This window comes from Bacillus sp. SCT118 (assembly GCF_058566435.1).
The window spans coordinates 367,503-384,759 of sequence record NZ_CP191225.1; the positions used below are offsets into that span (position 1 = coordinate 367,503).

Annotated in this window: 18 protein-coding genes; 8 read left to right on the forward strand and 10 right to left on the reverse strand. The window is 40.7% G+C overall.

Annotated elements, in window-relative coordinates; translation table 11 throughout:
• Positions 1-118: 118 nt before the first annotated feature.
• Positions 119-538 (forward strand): MarR family transcriptional regulator, encoded by a 420-nt coding sequence (locus ACQVGT_RS01845; protein WP_003227535.1) that lies wholly within the window; start codon positions 119-121, stop codon positions 536-538.
• A 42-nt stretch (positions 539-580) separates the two neighbouring features.
• On the opposite strand, the gene thmT is transcribed toward ACQVGT_RS01845, so the two are convergent.
• Complete coding sequence (gene thmT / locus ACQVGT_RS01850; protein ID WP_003222038.1) at positions 581-769, reverse strand: 2-hydroxymuconate tautomerase; 189 nt, start codon at positions 767-769, stop codon at positions 581-583.
• Positions 770-877: 108 nt separating this feature from the next.
• Between thmT and ACQVGT_RS01855 the strand changes: the two genes are divergently transcribed.
• Positions 878-1,537 (forward strand): site-2 protease family protein, encoded by a 660-nt coding sequence (locus ACQVGT_RS01855; protein WP_003243167.1) that lies wholly within the window; start codon positions 878-880, stop codon positions 1,535-1,537.
• A 13-nt stretch (positions 1,538-1,550) separates the two neighbouring features.
• Positions 1,551-2,069: a YwhD family protein gene (locus ACQVGT_RS01860; protein ID WP_003244446.1), complete on the forward strand. Its 519-nt coding sequence runs from the start codon at positions 1,551-1,553 to the stop codon at positions 2,067-2,069.
• Positions 2,070-2,362: 293 nt separating this feature from the next.
• Here the strand turns inward: ACQVGT_RS01860 and ACQVGT_RS01865 are convergent, their stop codons facing one another.
• Positions 2,363-4,438: a transglycosylase domain-containing protein gene (locus ACQVGT_RS01865; RefSeq protein WP_015384942.1), complete on the reverse strand. Its 2,076-nt coding sequence runs from the start codon at positions 4,436-4,438 to the stop codon at positions 2,363-2,365.
• 202 nt (positions 4,439-4,640) lie between these two features.
• Here ACQVGT_RS01865 and speE point away from each other — a divergent pair, with 202 nt between their 5' ends.
• Positions 4,641-5,471 (forward strand): spermidine synthase, encoded by an 831-nt coding sequence (gene speE / locus ACQVGT_RS01870; protein WP_003227543.1) that lies wholly within the window; start codon positions 4,641-4,643, stop codon positions 5,469-5,471.
• 60 nt (positions 5,472-5,531) lie between these two features.
• On the forward strand, positions 5,532-6,404 hold the full coding sequence (gene speB / locus ACQVGT_RS01875; protein ID WP_003227545.1) for an agmatinase: 873 nt from the start codon (positions 5,532-5,534) through the stop codon (positions 6,402-6,404).
• A 291-nt stretch (positions 6,405-6,695) separates the two neighbouring features.
• Here the strand turns inward: speB and ACQVGT_RS01880 are convergent, their stop codons facing one another.
• The 6 genes from ACQVGT_RS01880 to rapF all read right to left on the reverse strand — a co-directional run bounded on the left by ACQVGT_RS01880 (position 6,696) and on the right by rapF (position 12,273).
• Positions 6,696-7,259 (reverse strand): hypothetical protein, encoded by a 564-nt coding sequence (locus ACQVGT_RS01880; protein WP_015483840.1) that lies wholly within the window; start codon positions 7,257-7,259, stop codon positions 6,696-6,698.
• Complete coding sequence (locus ACQVGT_RS01885) at positions 7,252-7,899, reverse strand: ABC transporter ATP-binding protein (RefSeq protein WP_015384940.1); 648 nt, start codon at positions 7,897-7,899, stop codon at positions 7,252-7,254. The genes ACQVGT_RS01880 and ACQVGT_RS01885 overlap by 8 nt, the downstream gene beginning before the upstream one ends.
• Positions 7,900-9,374: 1,475 nt before the next feature.
• Positions 9,375-10,061 (reverse strand): hypothetical protein, encoded by a 687-nt coding sequence (locus ACQVGT_RS01890; protein ID WP_236822444.1) that lies wholly within the window; start codon positions 10,059-10,061, stop codon positions 9,375-9,377.
• Positions 10,062-10,320: 259 nt separating this feature from the next.
• Positions 10,321-10,797 carry a DUF2712 domain-containing protein gene (locus tag ACQVGT_RS01895; RefSeq protein WP_015384936.1) on the reverse strand — a complete coding sequence of 159 codons (477 nt, stop codon included), beginning with the start codon at positions 10,795-10,797 and terminating at the stop codon, positions 10,321-10,323.
• Positions 10,798-11,024: 227 nt separating this feature from the next.
• A complete protein-coding gene (phrF, locus tag ACQVGT_RS01900; protein WP_009968329.1) occupies positions 11,025-11,144 on the reverse strand; it encodes a phosphatase RapF inhibitor PhrF in 120 nt (39 codons plus the stop codon).
• A complete protein-coding gene (gene rapF, locus ACQVGT_RS01905) occupies positions 11,128-12,273 on the reverse strand; it encodes a response regulator aspartate phosphatase RapF (RefSeq protein ID WP_015384935.1) in 1,146 nt (381 codons plus the stop codon). Before rapF ends, phrF begins: the two co-directional genes overlap by 17 nt.
• 2 nt (positions 12,274-12,275) lie before the next feature.
• Here rapF and ACQVGT_RS01910 point away from each other — a divergent pair, with 2 nt between their 5' ends.
• The 3 genes from ACQVGT_RS01910 to ACQVGT_RS01920 are packed head-to-tail and all read left to right on the forward strand — an operon-like array spanning position 12,276 to position 15,271.
• The gene (locus tag ACQVGT_RS01910; protein WP_015483838.1) at positions 12,276-12,506 is read left to right on the forward strand and encodes a hypothetical protein; all 231 of its coding nucleotides are present in this window, start codon (positions 12,276-12,278) and stop codon (positions 12,504-12,506) included.
• Complete coding sequence (locus ACQVGT_RS01915; protein WP_015384933.1) at positions 12,503-13,858, forward strand: YncE family protein; 1,356 nt, start codon at positions 12,503-12,505, stop codon at positions 13,856-13,858. The genes ACQVGT_RS01910 and ACQVGT_RS01915 overlap by 4 nt, the downstream gene beginning before the upstream one ends.
• A 39-nt stretch (positions 13,859-13,897) precedes the next feature.
• On the forward strand, positions 13,898-15,271 hold the full coding sequence (locus ACQVGT_RS01920; protein WP_015483837.1) for a YncE family protein: 1,374 nt from the start codon (positions 13,898-13,900) through the stop codon (positions 15,269-15,271).
• A gap of 5 nt (positions 15,272-15,276) precedes the next feature.
• On the opposite strand, the gene albG is transcribed toward ACQVGT_RS01920, so the two are convergent.
• Both albG and ACQVGT_RS01930 read right to left on the reverse strand, forming a co-directional pair.
• Positions 15,277-15,978 carry an antilisterial bacteriocin subtilosin biosynthesis protein AlbG gene (gene albG, locus ACQVGT_RS01925; RefSeq protein ID WP_015384931.1) on the reverse strand — a complete coding sequence of 234 codons (702 nt, stop codon included), beginning with the start codon at positions 15,976-15,978 and terminating at the stop codon, positions 15,277-15,279.
• Entirely contained in the window at positions 15,975-17,255 is a 1,281-nt protein-coding gene (locus ACQVGT_RS01930; protein ID WP_015483836.1) for a M16 family metallopeptidase, read from the reverse strand. Before ACQVGT_RS01930 ends, albG begins: the two co-directional genes overlap by 4 nt.
• Positions 17,256-17,257: the final 2 nt, after the last annotated feature.

The following is a 17,257-nucleotide window of genomic DNA, read 5'->3' on the forward strand; positions in this document are numbered from 1 at the left end:
ATAAAAGCTGTGAATTCACATTTTGCTTTTTTGACTTTCCCTATTCGGAATCAGTAAAATAATAAGTAAATCATATCGTTCGTATGTTATGAATGCATCTCGAAATGGGGAAATTGACATGGACCATGACAAACTGGAAGCAAATTTGCTGGATCACGCACTTACAAAATATTTGAAAAGCACGAAGCAATTAGATGAAGCCACCGTTCCGAAACACGTGAATAATGTAAGAGGGTTTATTCTGCGGATCATATACAGACATGGGAGCTGCACCATAAAGGATATTTTGAAGGAGGTCACACTGTCTCCCTCTGCCACGACCACAGCTCTGAATCATTTAGAGCAGGAAGGGTTTATTGAGAGATCCAGAAATAACAATGACCGCCGCACTGTATGGATTACGCTTTCTGAATCGGGCCGGGGAGCGGCTGAACAAATGATCGAAAACCGCCAGCAGCTGATTGACGGCATGTTTGAACGTTTAACAGCCGAAGAGAAAGAGACGTTCTTGGCGATTATTGCGAAGCTGGCTCAATAGGGATAATAAAAGCCGGTGCGCGAAGCGCCGGCTTTATAGAGATTATTCCATATCGCTCAGGCGTTTGCCTGCGACGGCATAATGGTCTTTTCTCATTTCTTCTATAAAGACAACAATTTTTTCTTCAGAAGCACCGGTTGTTTCCTTTACGGCTTCTGTTACTTTCTCGACAAGATTGCGTTTTTGCTCGTCTGTACGGCCTTCGAGCATTTTGACAGTTACGTATGGCATGGGTGCTGAATCCTCCTTTATCTCGTTTCCTCTCTTTAGAAAAAGAGGCTTCTTATAGTATACTGAATAAAGTAAATTCTTGCATTTTGAGAAAGAGGGATATCTCACTTGGACCGTTTCTTATATTATCCGTTATCTTTAATGCCATACCTCGTCATCACGCTAATTGTGTCGTTTACGATGCACGAGCTTGCCCACGCTTATGTCGCATACAAATTCGGTGACGATACGGCGAAAAAACAAGGAAGACTGACGCTGAATCCCATTAAACACCTTGATCCGTTCGGAACCATTTTGATTTTGGTGGCCGGCTTCGGGTGGGCGCGCCCCATTCCCGTGAATCGCCGCTTCTTTAAGAAACCCCGGCTTGCCGGTGTGCTCGTATCTATAGCCGGGCCCGTCAGTAACCTGATTCTTGCGTTTATTGGTTTCTTTTTGTTAGTGTTGATGCATGCGTACGGAATGGAAATGCTTGCGGCGTTCAGCACGGGGCTGGATCAGTTTTTTTCTATTTGGATACAGCTGAATCTTGTCTTGTTTTTATTTAATCTGCTGCCGCTTCCTCCGCTCGATGGCTATCGAATTATAGAAGATCTCGTTCCGCCGGGCGTGCGTGCCAAAATGACGCAGGCGGAGAGCTACGGCTTTATCGTATTTTTGGTGCTGTTTGTGACACCGCTCGGATCTTACGTGCTGTGGCCGATGCTCAATGCAGGAAGAGATTCGATTTTAAAGCTGTTTTCAGCGATATTTCAACCGCTTTTGTAGGAGGTAGAACTTCATGGAAGAAAAAAAGAAAAAATCAATCGGGTTTAATATTATCAAAAGTGATCCGACAGACGGACACGGTGGTTTTGGCGTAGGGGCACTCAGCCTTGATAACATTTCTCCCGTATTCGTTGATGTAGAGGAAAAAGAAGCGTTCGTAGACATCGGCGCCATGCATGCCCGCAGCACCGTTGAAAAAGGAATTAAATTTCTCCCGAATAAAGAAGAAGTTCCGAACGGAAAACCATACTGGCTTGTGTGGGTAACGATTGACAGAAAAGAAGAGGGGCCTTATTACGCTGGTGTGACAGCCTGTGAAATGACGGTCGACAGAAGCATCAGAAGAGGCTACAAGTCGCTGCCTGAGCATGTGAATTTGATGGATAAATCCATGAAACGGAAAATCATCGTTGATAAAATGGACGACAGCTCGAAGCGTGTACTAGGCGAATTTCTGAAAAAGCATGATCAGGGCCTATGGGACCGTTCCTCAGATGAGTTAAAAACGAGCCTGCTTCCGGAAAACAATTAATTTATGAATTTTCTGTGAACTTTTAAAGTATTTGAGATATTTTTCGTAAACATTGAGTAAACTGGTGATACAGAAATAGGACATGGAAAATCCCGAGCCGAAACAAGACTCGGGGTTTTTCATTTTTTAGGGGGATATGAGTCGGCGACTGGGAGATGAAAGCCGGCGTCGAAGAAATAAGAAATTCACCACTTTATCCCAAAACTGATTGTTCAGCTCGATTGTCTAACATTCTTCCATCGATTATGAAGGAACCATACGAATAACCCGGCCTCCGAGGAGCCGGGTTATTTTCAATGATGTCGCCCCAGCCATTTGTCCCACCACTTTTTCTCGGAAGCGGGCTTTTCTTTGGATGGAAGCCGGTCTTTTGTTTGTTTTGCGGGTTCTGCCCCGTAGCACACGTTTGCTGGTTCTGTGCCTTTCACAAAATATGTGTAATGCTTAGCGGCACAGCCGGGACCTGATGAGTAGCCTGTTTCCGGATCAATGTACACACCGGTTACGCCTTTTGGCGGCTTGAACGCGGTTTCTGGTTCGCCTTTGAGCGCGTCCTCCATGAAGTCCGCCCAAATGGTTTTAGCATAGCTTTTTTCTTCGACCGAGTCGATGGTGCTGTTTTTGTCATAGCCGGTCCAAACACCTGCGGCCAGCTTCGGATTGAAGCCGATCATCCAGCTGTCTGCGCTGGTGGTTCCTGATTTTCCGGCATACGTTCTTGTCAGGCGGTTGGCTATCGTTCGCCCCGTAACCGACGTATATCCATTTAAATCGGTATCAAACATGCCTGTCATCATACTCGCTGTGACAAAAGCGGCTTTTTCATCAAGCACCTGTTTATGCTGATTCGGGTTTTCGTACAGCACGTGGCCGGCTGCGTCCGTTACCCTTGAAATAAAAGTCGGTTCGATTTTCTTTCCGCCATTTGCGAGCATGGCATAGGCGTTGACCATCTCAATCGGGCGTACGGGTTCGGTGCCGAGTGCCAGAGACGGCAGTGCTTGAAGATGGGCGGTAATGCCAAATTCCTTTGCCGTCTTTACAAGTTTGTTCGTGCCGAGAAAAAGATGCGTTTTCACAGCGTAGATATTGTCGGAAAGCGCCAGCGCCTGCAGAAGCGTAATCGGCTTGTTGGCATAGTATCCGTTATAGTTGCTTGGAGAATAGGTTTCTCCCTTTGCGTCAATTTGAAACTCGGTTTCTTCGCTTTTCATCAAAGTGACTGGCGTAAATCCGCTCTGAATCGCTTTATAGTACAGCAGCGGCTTGATCGTCGAAGCAGGCTGGCGCTTCGCCTGTGTCGTCCGGTCAAACGGGCTTTTTTGATAATCCCTGCCGCCGACAAGAGCGAGAACGTTTCCGGTGCGGGGATCAATGGCTGAAAACCCGACTTGAATGTCAGAGCCCGCGTTAACCGTTTCGGTAATGGTCTCCTCGGCGATGCGCTGCATCCGTTTATCTACCGTTGTATAGACGTTTAACCCGCTCGTTTCAATTTGCTCCCGTGTCATGCCGAGCTTTTTCTCCAGCTCTCTCATCGCATTGTCATAGAAATAAGGAGCCTTTCTCTTGGAAACTTGTTTATTCAAAGGCTGATAGGAAAGAGGTTCCTTGATCAGTTCATCCGCTTTCTTTTGGCTGATCATCTGCTGCTTTTCCATCATCCGCACAATCGTTTTCTGGCGCTCCTTGGCCTTCGTCTCATTGACATACGGTGAATAGCCGGAAGGTCCTTTCGGGATTCCTGCCAGAAGCGCCGCCTCCGCATCCGTCAGGTTTTTGGCATGCTTGCCGAAATACAGGCGGGAAGCTGCTTCAATGCCGTAGGCGCCGTGTCCGTAGTAAATCGTATTTAAATAGCCTTCTAATATCTCGTCCTTAGAATAGTTTTGTTCCAGACGGATCGTATAGAACGCCTCATTCCATTTCCGTTTCCACGTTTTGTCGTGTTCAAGGTATAAGTTTCTCGCATATTGCTGGGTGATGGTGCTTGCACCCTGAACCTTGGCAAATGCTTTCAGGTCAGCAAGCGCCGCGCCGGCCATGCGTTTATAATCAAAGCCGTGATGATCGTAGAAATTCTGGTCCTCAATCGCCACTGTCGCTTTTACGATCGTCGGATTCATGTCCTTTAAGGGGACCCAATAGCGCTTTTCGCCGTAGTTCGTTTCCCCGAGCTTTGAGCCGTCACTCGCATACAAAATCGTGGATTGCGGCACTTGCACCGAGGGAGCGCCCTGGTATTTGGCTATCAAGATGACAGTCATAAACACGGCAGCTGCCGCCAAGGCCGCAAAAGCCCCTAAAAAGATAAAGGCGCGAACGGTTTTCAGCGTCAGTCTCAGCCGTTTATTTGTCATTGCATCCACAACGGGTTCCCCCCTTTTTTTATGTTTCTACTATTATGAGAAAAAAAGATCGTTTTTAAACATCGCAGAACAGGACGCATCTTTACTTTTTCCCCGCCATCCTCTATACTTTTTCCTTAGGTGAAAATGAGATTTCAACCGAGAATAAAAGCTGATAAGACGCTTACAATAAATGAATACAGCCTCGAAAGGGAGATGACAATTGAGCGAACTTTGGTACACAGAGAAGCAGACGAAAAACTTTGGCATTACGATGAAGGTTAACAAGACGTTACATACAGAACAAACGGAGTTTCAGCATTTAGAAATGGTGGAAACAGAAGAGTTCGGCAACATGCTGTTTTTGGACGGCATGGTGATGACATCTGAAAAAGACGAATTCGTTTATCACGAAATGGTGGCGCATGTGCCATTATTTACGCACCCAAATCCGGAGCACGTTCTTGTAGTCGGCGGCGGTGATGGCGGCGTTATCAGAGAAATCCTGAAGCATCCAAGCGTGAAAAAAGCGACACTTGTAGATATTGACGGCAAGGTGATCGAATACTCTAAAAAGTTCCTTCCTTCTATCGCAGGCAAACTGGATGATCCGCGCGTTGACGTGCAGGTAGATGACGGATTTATGCACATTGCAAAATCTGAAAATCAATACGACGTCATTATGGTAGATTCAACTGAACCAGTCGGACCGGCTGTAAACCTGTTTACAAAAGGATTCTACGCAGGAATCGCAAAAGCGCTGAAAGAAGACGGTATTTTCGTTGCGCAGACGGACAACCCATGGTTTACACCCGAATTAATCACAAATGTACAGCGCGACGTGAAGGAAATCTTCCCGATTACGAAGCTGTATACGGCGAACATTCCGACATATCCAAGCGGTTTGTGGACATTTACAATTGGCTCGAAAAAATATGATCCGCTTGCAGTGGAAGACAGCCGTTTCTTCGATATTGAGACGAAATATTACACAAAAGATATTCATAAAGCGGCATTTGTTCTGCCGAAATTTGTGAGTGACCTGATTAAATAATGAAGGTATGGCGCAGGAGCGAATCTTGCGCTTTTTTACAGGAAAGCGAGGGTATTATAGATGAGATTTGATGAAGCTTATTCAGGAAAAGTATTTATCGCGAGCCGTCCCGAGTGGGAAGAGGCGGACGCCATTCTTTACGGCATGCCGATGGACTGGACAGTCAGCTATCGCCCGGGCTCACGCTTTGGTCCAAGCAGAATCCGTGAGGTGTCAATCGGCCTTGAGGAATACAGCCCATATTTAGACCGCGATCTGGCTGACTTGAACTTCTTTGACGCCGGCGACATTCCGCTGCCGTTCGGAAATCCGCAGCGAAGCCTGGATATGATTGAAGAGTACGTGGACAGCATTTTAGAAAAAGGGAAGTTCCCAATGGGTATGGGCGGGGAGCACCTCGTGTCATGGCCTGTCATTAAAGCAATGTACAAGAAATACCCAGACCTTGCGATTATCCATTTTGACGCACATACAGATCTTCGTGTTGATTATGAGGGAGAACCGCTTTCTCACTCCACGCCGATCCGTAAGGCGGCAGAATTGATCGGACCGCACAATGTGTATTCATTTGGAATCCGTTCCGGCATGAAAGAAGAGTTTGAATGGGCGAAGGAAAACGGCATGCACATCTCAAAATTTGAAGTGCTTGAACCGCTGAAAGAGGTGCTTCCGAAGCTGGCGGGCCGTCCGGTTTATGTCACAATTGACATTGACGTATTAGACCCTGCACACGCACCGGGTACAGGAACGGTTGACGCCGGCGGCATCACGTCTAAAGAATTGCTTGCATCCGTCCATGAAATTGCGCGTTCAGAGGTAAACGTAAAGGGCGCTGATTTAGTGGAAGTAGCACCGGTGTATGACCACTCAGAGCAAACGGCAAACACAGCCAGCAAAATCATCCGTGAAATGCTGCTTGGGTTTGTGAAATAAGAAGGTAGGCCCGTGTTGACTGGTATAAGCCATTCAGTACGGGCTTGTTTTATTTTTTTCAATCTTAATAGGTGCTTAAAGTGGAATGAATTAAGGAGATAAGAGGTTTTGAATTATTATGATTTTCAATGAAAATTATTGAAGCGGTGTTGGCAATCATAATATCAATATAGATGAAAATTAAATTGAAAGATATTGAATTCTATAATTTAACTTTTCAGGAGAGAAGGAAGAGAATATAAAAATACAATTCAGGAAATATGAATTGATTTCCTGAATTGTAATACAAGATTAATTAAGTGGGAATTTATATGTTATCCTTTTATTTGATTTGTTTATCAAGGAATAATAAACAAATAATTTAGAGGTTGTGGGATCAAAATTTTTATAGTTAAAGTTTACGTCTTTGCCTTTTGTCATTTTCAAACCGACATAGCCTCGTATAGTTTTCCCAGCAGGAATTGAAGTATTGAATTGATACTTTTCTGGAAGATCTAAATTATACGCCATTAAATTGTAATAGTGATCAAAGCCACCAAAAAAAAGATATTTCATTCCATCAGGTGAGAGCTGTTCCAGCGTTATTTCGTGCTTGGATGTATTTGTTATATCCAGCGGCAAAATGTATAACAATCTTTTCATATTAAGATCCTCATCCATAAATTCAATTGGTTTTAATGGTTTGAGAACATGATAAGTAATCCCGGCACCCGTATCGATCATACGATTTTTCGGAAGGTTTGTGATATGAGGAGAGTAATTATCATTATGATTATTCAGTTTATAATAACGAAAACTACTACCAGCAACAATAATTAAAAAAATGGTTATTAACAATATTGCTCGTTTATTCATTATCCTCACCCAGTCTACCATTGCTAATATGTATAACTCTGTCTACAATATTATTTTCAGTCAGGGTTTCATCATGACTTGCAACGACTATTGTAGTTCCCTTTTCTTTTTCTTTTTTCAATAAATCAGTGATTAGCTGAATTCCTTTTTTGTCGAGTGCGTTAGTCGGTTCATCTAAAAGCAGCAGTGATGGAGACTCCATTAGTGCTTGTGCTAGGCCTAAACGTTGCTTCATTCCTAAGGAATAACGTTTTACCTTACGGTTGTCTTCAGGATCTAATCCTACTTGCTCTATCATTTTTCGGATCTCTTGGTCTGAAACTTTCTTATTAATTGAAGCTAAGAATTTCAAATTTTGATAACCGGTATAGACAGGTATAAAACTGGGATATTCAATTAATATCCCAGTATTTATAGAAAAATCTGTATCTTTTCCTATAATGAGATTATTGACAATAATTTGCCCTTTGGTTAATTTTAAAAGCCCTGCGATTGCTCTTAAAATCATTGTTTTTCCAGAGCCATTATGTCCTTTTAATACTACAAACTCATTTTTTTTGATAGTTAAATTAATATCATTAAGTACAAGATTTCCTTTTAACTTCTTATATACATTTGTACATTCTATAAATGCAGTCATAATTAATCTCCTAAAATGTCTATTTTTTTTATGCGAATCATTCCTACAAAGCAGCATGAGATGCAAAATAAAGCAATTACACCAATAAATATTGGCAAATGAATAGCAGAGCCATTAGAATAACTCATATTTATTGATGAATGATCGGCGAAATACCATCTGCCTGGTATGGCTAACGAGGTAAAAAAGAATTTTGAATGAACAAATATGGATATGATGAGATACACAATTGAAATAACTAATGAAATAATAAACGAAAAGAAATACGTTAATGTTTCAAAAACTAGAGTATAAACAGCTGTCACTGAATATTGAATTAACATTAAAGAAAGAACAGGTTTGATCTCTCCAATTGTTATTGTACCTTTGAATATTAGAAAGAAAATGAAATAGAATGAAAACCAGACAATCCAGATTATCAAGCAAAAAAACCATAAGGAAAACACTTTGCTTAACCAAAAAGCTAATTTATTGTTTAATTTAGGTATTAATAAAGTTCCTGATTTTTGAAAGTCATTATATGAAAAATGCCCAATAATAAGTAAAGGGAATAGCTGAAGGCAAATCCACGTAAAGGGGATTGAAAATTTATGTTGTGAATAAAGCTCATGTAATTCAAAAAAGTTTAGTGAATGAAAGACATTCATATAATTATTTAAAAGATTGTGCTGGTCTAGTTGGCCAGATTTATAACTATTCCAAAAAGAAACAAAATAGACTAGCAAAGCTGCTAAACTTATAAAAAGAAAAGTTGCTTTACAATCATGCAGCCTCATCATAATATCCCTTTTTAACAAATGAAAAATAGAATGCATTAGTACGTTCCTTTCTGGTCGTTAGGCCTCAAATAGTCTTGTTTTTTAACTATTTGAATACACACTCCGAACAAAATAAACATCAGCCCTACTCTGAATACCAATAGATCCTTTAAATCATCAAAATTTAATAAAAATCCGTTTAAGAAGAGAATGCCGTTACATTCTAGATAATCAAACAAAAATAAAATTATTTCTATTATTACAACTAATATTTGATTTGTTAAAAGGATTAAAAACGATGTCAAGTAAGCAATGAATATATAGGCGAATACATGAGTTGAAAAATTACTAACAGTTAACAGATTATTATCAATATTATATGTAAAGCACAATATATAGATTTCTCCCATAACAATAATGCCTAGTATAGCTGAAAAAGAAATGCTTTTAAGGAAATAGTACCCTACTATCTTAAATGAACTATTCAGCCGAATCACGGCATGATCCATGAAATAATCGGAAGACACTAATAGAGTAAATACTACAATTAATGGAGCTATCAATAATACAAGGTGCTGATATGTAAAGATTTGATCGATAATATGGTCATTTTGCGTCTGTATTGATCTCTTAAAAAATATAAATATAATTATAGCATTGATAGAAAAGAGTATAGAAAAACCAAAATATTTGCTTATGAATTTTTGTTTTAAAAGATTATAATAAAACACGGCGCTTTTTACCCCATAAAAATATTAAAAGACCTAATATAATTAATACTAAGTTTAATAAAGAAAAAATTTGTAAATTAAAAAAACCATTTTTATTAATAATATATCTTTGAGGATTATAATCTGGATTCAAGATAGTAATGCCAAGTAAATTCACAACAAACGGTATAATATATACAAAATAAGTTTTTTTAATGAAAAAAGAAAAAGATAGCCCGACTGTTGATAAGATAGCACCGTATAGTCCATTTATAAGTATTAGGATTAACGTATAGAGCAGTGGATGTTCATAATAAATGTTAGCAAGGTCACTACCATTAGAAACCACATTTTGCATGTAATTTATGATTCCATCAGGTTTAATGGATGGATAAGTCATCAAAAATAAATATAAATTAATACTTAAAGGAATTATAATAATCAAAAAAGAGCACAAGAAATTAAACACGATAAGTGTATTAAAGTATTTGCTTTTAGTTGTTTTTATTATAGTGTTCATAAAATATCCAGAATTCACATCAAATCTATATATACTTGTAATTGGCAAGGTAGCCAAAATAGGAAGTATCATCAACCATACTGTTGAAGGAATAACAGAATTACCCTGTAATATGTTCGATAAAAAAGGTGATTTGTGAACTTCGTAAGGCAGATTTGAATGATTATTAAACACTACAATATCCAAGTACTGGTATAGTACTATGAGAGTACTAAATATAAGTGAAAAATATAGTGTCTTGCTTTTTAGAAGCCTGTAAATGAAAAAATAGGTCATATTTATACCTCCTGTTATTAAAATGAATTAAGGTAATCATTTTCATATATTACCACATTTATAAATCATCATGATTAATTTAAGGGAAAAATAAACTTTAAAAAGCGGTTTTACATATCGTAAAACCGCTCAAACCCTATTTAGAAGCAAAATTCCATTAATATTCTATGTATTTGCCTTTAGGTTTAACACTGTCAGGACTCCAATTTGTTTTGTACGCATTATTTTCCCAGCTGTAACCACCAAATCGAACGGGAACATTTTTACCATAACTTTCAACTGCTGTGTTCACAAATAAATAAGTGTTTCCTGGCTTTACCTCTCCTTCATGTTTTTTTCCAGATACGTTTTTCCAGTCTCGTCCTTTAGAGTGAACGTTAGCATCTGCTTCAGTCCAAACATTAAAACTGCTGTTCTTGTCAGAGCTTATCACTTTCATATACATAGAGCTTTTGTTCTGTTTTCTGCGTGCAGTTGTATAATCATAAGGAGACCATACTCTAAAAGTAAAATGGACAGTTGAATCAGAAGTATTGGCAGCGGCATGCACAGCACTTGTGACTCCAAAAGATGAAACAGCAAGCCCAAATATTATAAACATTTTACTTATATGTTTTTTAACTGTAAATTTCATTTGTTATTATTCCTCCGAGTATTCTTCAATTGAAGATTAAAGATAACTTAAGTCCTATATATAATAATGTATAATACAGGAAAAGTAAATGAAATTTAAGGAAAAAATTCATTTGTTTATTAATATTTAATTTAAAGGAAGTGAAAAGACTGATAAATTTCTAAGTGAATAAATATAAAAAGGGAAATGTTAACGAAATAACATTTCCCTTTTTATATTTTAAGTGTTTAAATCATTCCTCGTTGTGCAACTTCAATTTGGTGTGTAGGTGCATTTGCAATAGTTGTTGCCACGAACACAGTGCTTAGAGCCAGACAAGAGAGTAATAGTTTAGACTTCAATTTCATACAAACTCACTCCTCCTTGAATAAGTTGCCTTACTTGTTCCACCTTCAAAAAATAAGCAGAAGCTTTTTGAAAATTTTTACGTTCATGATAATATTTTGCCACATCAATAGCGAAATCTTCAAGATCAGCATACAACATTTTACTTTCGAGAAAATCAAAAAATCCTTGAATTGCTTCTTCATCCGGGCCTGATAAGTATAAAGATTTCAAAAATTCAAACTCTGATAAATATATTACATCTCCGGCCTTTTGTGAATAAGCCATTCCCTTACTATGATATTCATGAGCTTTATCCATTTTTCCTAATTTATAATGGATCTGTGTAATTAAAAAATACGCTTGAGGTAAGGAAGGAAGAATATTTGATTCTTCAAAAACAGCTATTGCTCTTTTGAAATAAGTTATGGCATCCTCATATTGGCTTTGGCTGTTTTTACAAAGCCCGATATTGTACAAAGTTCTTCCCATTAATTGGGGCTGCTTTTCAGCTTCTGCCATAGAATAAGCTTTTTGAAAATGTGAGATGGCATCCTCATACTGTTTTAAATCTAAAAAATTGGTGGCAAATAAAGAATGACACTGCAGCAATCTTATATTATAAGCTTCATTTTCTTTGTATATTTCATATGCTTGCCGTGCATAGTCCATTGAAAAATACGTTTGTTTCATATAGTAATAAGATTCAGACATCTTAAAGAAAAACTCAGCTTTCTCTATCCGATCCTTAACGAATATCAGCTTGCTTTCGGCCTTCTTGAAAAATTTAATAGCCGACAGATATTCCCGCTGGTCCAGCTCATACATGCCTCTGAAGAAATTAAAATAGTACTCAAGCAGACCAGTTAAACGAGCCTGTTTTTTATCAATCTCAAGCAGCAGATCAGACAGTCTCGGCTGTTCCTCAATCCTCATTTTTTCTAACGGTTCAAGGTACTCAAGCATCAGGTTGTGCCGAAACTCCATTAGTGAATAGTACAAATGAAGGTCTTGATCTTCTTCCATGTGATCCAGCTCTTGCTTGATTTCTCGTCGCAAATATTCTGCATCGGGTATGCTAAATCGGCGTATGTACATATACCATTCGTTAATCTTTTCTCCGATGGAAGAAGAAGATATGACACCTGTCACGTTTGCAAATCCCTCCCTTCATAATTCTATATATGTCATATTTTATCATCAACATTCTTGTGAGAAGCGCAAAAAAACCGCAATTTTTTCTTTCGTTACACCGCATGTTTGGAAATATATTTTCAAAAAGAAGCGTTTACCCTCAGCAATTTGTACAAGCAAACACGTTATCCTTCCATATTCTGTTATATCTGCGTGAGCAGTGTATGTCTGAAAAGGAAGTGAAGGAATGAGAAAAAACAAGCTTTCCTTTAAAGAAAAAGCAGGAACAGAACAAGAAGAGTGCTTATGTTTTTGTGAGGGAGAAGCAAGCCGAGAAGCCATGTTTCAAGCACCGATTGAATTACCTGAAGGGTTTGTCGTTGATCCGGCTGAAGCTGTTGCAAACGTGACGTGGAATGCAGACAGCCTTTCTTGTGTCAGTGACCGTTGCTTAATTCAAACGGGGCCTGAGCCTGATGAGGTCGGTGTTCAATTTGCAGTGAGCCTGCAGGGAACCGTTACGCTACTCGTCAGTGTCTCACCTGTGCGAAATCAATATGGACAAGGGGACGGGGCTGTTTCCGTCATTCACAATGCAGAGATCGATCAAGTCGTCTATTATTCCGATGAACCGGATGATTGCCCGGATATCAGTGACATCACGATTGAGAACCTTGTTGTTGTTCCGCCGTTTTACGGCAGTCCTTTATCGGTGACGGGGACGATTGTGCTTGTGCCGGAGCCGGAACCCGTCTATGCGTTTACAGCGAATTCAAATGATCAATCAGTTTCTGTGATTGATACAAACACTCATTCTGTTGTGACAACGATTGCTCTTCCGTACAATCCGGCAGGTATTGAAATTACCCCAGATAAAAGCGCTGTGTTTGTCTTACATCCCAACAATAATGTGATTTCTGTCATCGATTATGACACATTAACAGTGACAGCATCTATATTGCTGGATCAGCCGCCTCGATTGATTAGATTTATCCCTAATCATGAGTTTGCTTATGTTTTCACCGGTACTGCGGTTTCTGTGATTGGAATTGATACGTTAACTGTGGATAGGTCGATTCCTGTGGAAGGGTATGATGTTGCAATCGATCCCAATGGGTTATTTGCCTATGTTCTAAATTTTGGCATCGTGCAAAAAGTGGACCTAACTACCGGTGAAGTCACAGGAACAATTGAACGAGAGCTTATCGTATCAACCATAGAAACAAATTGGCCGGAGCGGTATGCCTATGTATTAGAACAAGAATTCTTTTTTAATTATTTGACGGTTATTGATTTAAATACGTTTACCATCAGCAGCACCCAAGAGCTGGAGTATGAAGGGGAATATCGAATGTTTACGAGTGGAGCAGAGGTGTATTTATATGACGGCTTCACTGGCAATTTATATTCTGTCAGTCCAAATGGAGCAGGCGTTATAGGAAATGTTCCGCAGTCGGCAAGAGACTTTGCGTTTACCCCGAATGGCGAATTTCTGTATGCAACTCATGTTCTAGAACAGAGCATCACTGTTTACAACACGGAGGATTACTCCGTGGAGACTGTCATATCTCTTGGGGTTTCACCGGGAGCTATTGCGATTTAATCAACTATGTGTGGTGCATTTCTAAAAGGACGTGAAATCATGAAAAAGAATGATCTTTCTGCTTTACAGGAAAATTGTTTCTGTTTTTGTGATGAGGAAATTAGCCGGGAAGCGCCGTTTCAAGTGCCGATAGATATCCTTGAGGGCTTCAAGGTTGATTCGGCCGAAGCGTCAGCGGCTGTTACATGGAGTACAGACAATTTGTCCTGTATCAGTGAGCCTTGCTTAATCCAGACTGGGCCGGAACCAGATATCGGTGTTCGATATGCCGTGAGAGTACAAGGGACCATTACGCTTCTTGTCAGTGTGTCGCCTGTACGAAATCAATATGGACAAGGGGACGGGGCTGTTTCTGTGATTCATACTGAAGAGATTGATCAAGTTGTTTATTATGCAGCACAGTCTGACCGCTGTCCTGATTTTAATCAAATGACAGTGGAAGATCTTCTCATCGTGCCGCCTTTCTACGGCAGTCCGCTCACGGTGGCCGGGACACTTGTTTTACCGCCATCGCCAGACCCTCAATCGTATGTGTTTACTGCCAATACTGGAGACAGCATGGTTTCGGTCATTGATGCAGATTTAAACACTATTGTAAAAACAATCCCGTTTTCTGCTGTGCCAACTAATCTAGGCGTTACTTTCGATAAAGCATTCACGTATGTTCTCCATGGGAATACCAACCTTGTCTCAGTGATTGATAATAAAACATTAACCATCATAAATACTATCACTGTTGGAGGAGGGCCGAGAAAGATTGAATTTGATCCAACAGATGAGTTCGCGTACGTGATGGCAGCCGGATCTATATATATGATTAACACGGCCTCTCAATCGGTCATTGATGTCATTCCGATACCCGGCGCTTTAGACTTTGCTCTTGATCCGAATGGACAGTATGTCTATACCGCTAATGGAAGCAGTTGGTCGGTTGATAAATATGATGTAAATACTGGGCAGTTGGTAGAAAGTATCATAGATACATTTGAATTTCCCAGTTTAATTGCAACTCCTTACGCTGGAAATTTTGCGTACGTGTTGAATGGTGAGCTGTGGCCGAAAGGTGTAACGGAGATTAGTTTGTCACCATTAAGCAGGGGAGGGGACTTCAGCCGTTTATTTGAAACGCTGAGGACGATTGTATTTTCTCTCGATAGTACTAGAGCTTATTTTCTAGAGCCATATAGTGAACCGTTTCTCATTAATAACTTATACGTAGTTAATACGGCCAGACAGAGGATCATTGCAAACGTGTCTCTCCCCGGCGCTTTTGACCTCGCCGTAACGCCGGACAAACAGTATATTTATGCGGCACAGCCCAACGACAATGCTGTGACCGTGTACCGCACAAGTGATTATACAGCCGTGACGGTGATTCCGGTTGGCGCGGGTCCGTCTGCGATTGCGATGTAGCTATTTTATAGATCAAGAGAAGCGGTGCTGCGATAAGAGAATCGTTTATAAATAAATGATCCGATTTGCTGGATGGCAGCCAGGATAATCAGAAACAGCAGTTCACTTATAGAGAAACTGAGCATCCACCAAAGCCCGGCTGCTGCCAGCACTCCCGCAAACACTTTTCTGAACAGGCTGCCGTGCCGGAAAAGCTGCCGCAAATACGTTCGCATGCAAAACAATAAATACAGGATCAGTAGCATCGCAAGTCCCATTGAAAGGGCAGGGGGCGTGTGAAGGCGGAAAGGGACGGCTTTAACGATTTCGAACATGCAGCCGAATATGATGACTTGGCACAACACGGCAGCCATCACGTATGTTTGGCGGACGTTTTTATAGCTGTCACGCAGCGATTTGACGTCTTCTGCATATCGGCTGCACAAGTTGTGTTGCTGAAAGTCACAGCAGCTTTGATGAGACTGTGTGAGTTTCTGAAAAGCTGCTGTCATGTTTTTCACGGATTGGGTGACATAATGAAGATAGAGAAAAGCAGGCAGCATCAGGAGGGCAGCGGTACAAGCCAGCAGTCCGAGCCGCACAGCATCATTGTTGATCATCTGTACATATTGGGCGGCGGCTTCGGCAACGGCCTGAACCCAGCCGAAGGAATAAGCCGCCATACCTATAAGCAGCAATGAAAGGGTAAAGACAGTGTTTTTCTTCATTGTCTGATCGCCTCTTTCTGAGAAACGTGAATGATCGCTTTGTTAGAAGATGCCATTGCATCAATGAGAGACAAGAAAACCTGCGTATCCATATCTTGAATGATGTGGTACATGTCAAGAAACGAGCAATCGCACCTGTCACACTCGGCTGCCCACTCGAAGCATTTACGCACATAATCGCTGTCATAAATGATCGCGTAAGTCAAAGAGTCCTTGCCGTATTGAAGCCAGGCGGCAACCTGTTCTTTCTTCTGTGTGACATAGTATGAAGCCACATCGATATAAGCTGAAGAATGGGTCCCTTGACTGTGAAGGATCAAGAAACCGCCATCCTCATATATATAAGTCTCGGCGGACAAGCGATCGATTTCCAGACGGTACGTTTGCTGAATCTCTTGAAAAAACGGTGAATCTAATTGAAATAGAATACGAGCCGCGATATCCCAATAAAGCTTTATCGACAACAGATCGTTTTGCCCGGGAAGTGCGCCGATCTGTAATCCGGTCCATGTATCATTCATCCGCTCCTCATCACCCAGCACCATTTTTTGTGAGAGGGCTGGAGGGCATGCCGGGATGATTTTTCTTTCAGCATGATAATCCGGACGCTTTTCCAGCTGGAGGTGAGGAGGCAAAAGCGTTTCTGTATTTTCTGAGCCCCCAATCAAAAACAGCGTCATCCGATGGGCTTGGTAGGCAGCCTTATAGGCTTTTTGTAAATCACTGATGTCCAGCGCCTCAATATCTTCGATTCTGCCTGCGGGGAAAACGGCAGCTGGTGATGAGGGAGAAAGCATGCTGATCAGCTGATAATGATATGAGAGCTGATGGTTAAGGTGTGCTGTTTGAATTTCGCTTGTAATCACAGCTTTTTCCTGAGCGATAATCTTCTTGTCAAATGAGTGGTTCCATAAAGCATCAAGCAGGATGGGGATCGTTTGTCTGAGCCGATCCGGTAATGAGGTAAACATGAAATTGGTATCGGTGTAGGTAGTGAATGCGTTTAAAAGCGCGCCATGCGCAAAAAAATCACTGTACAGATTGCGGCCGTTATGCCAGAAGAGAAGATGCTCTAAAAAATGCGCTGTGCCATACGGAAGCAGTGTATCACCGGATTCTGCCCGTATACATACATCCCGGCTTCCAAAATTGATTTTTACATTGCACAGCCGCAGGTGGGCGCGGGGGAATTTCAATCTGAATATTTTTAGTCCGCTGTCTGTGTATCTGATATCGGTTCGTTCATCCAGCTGTTGAAAAAAGGCTTTCTTTTCCATCT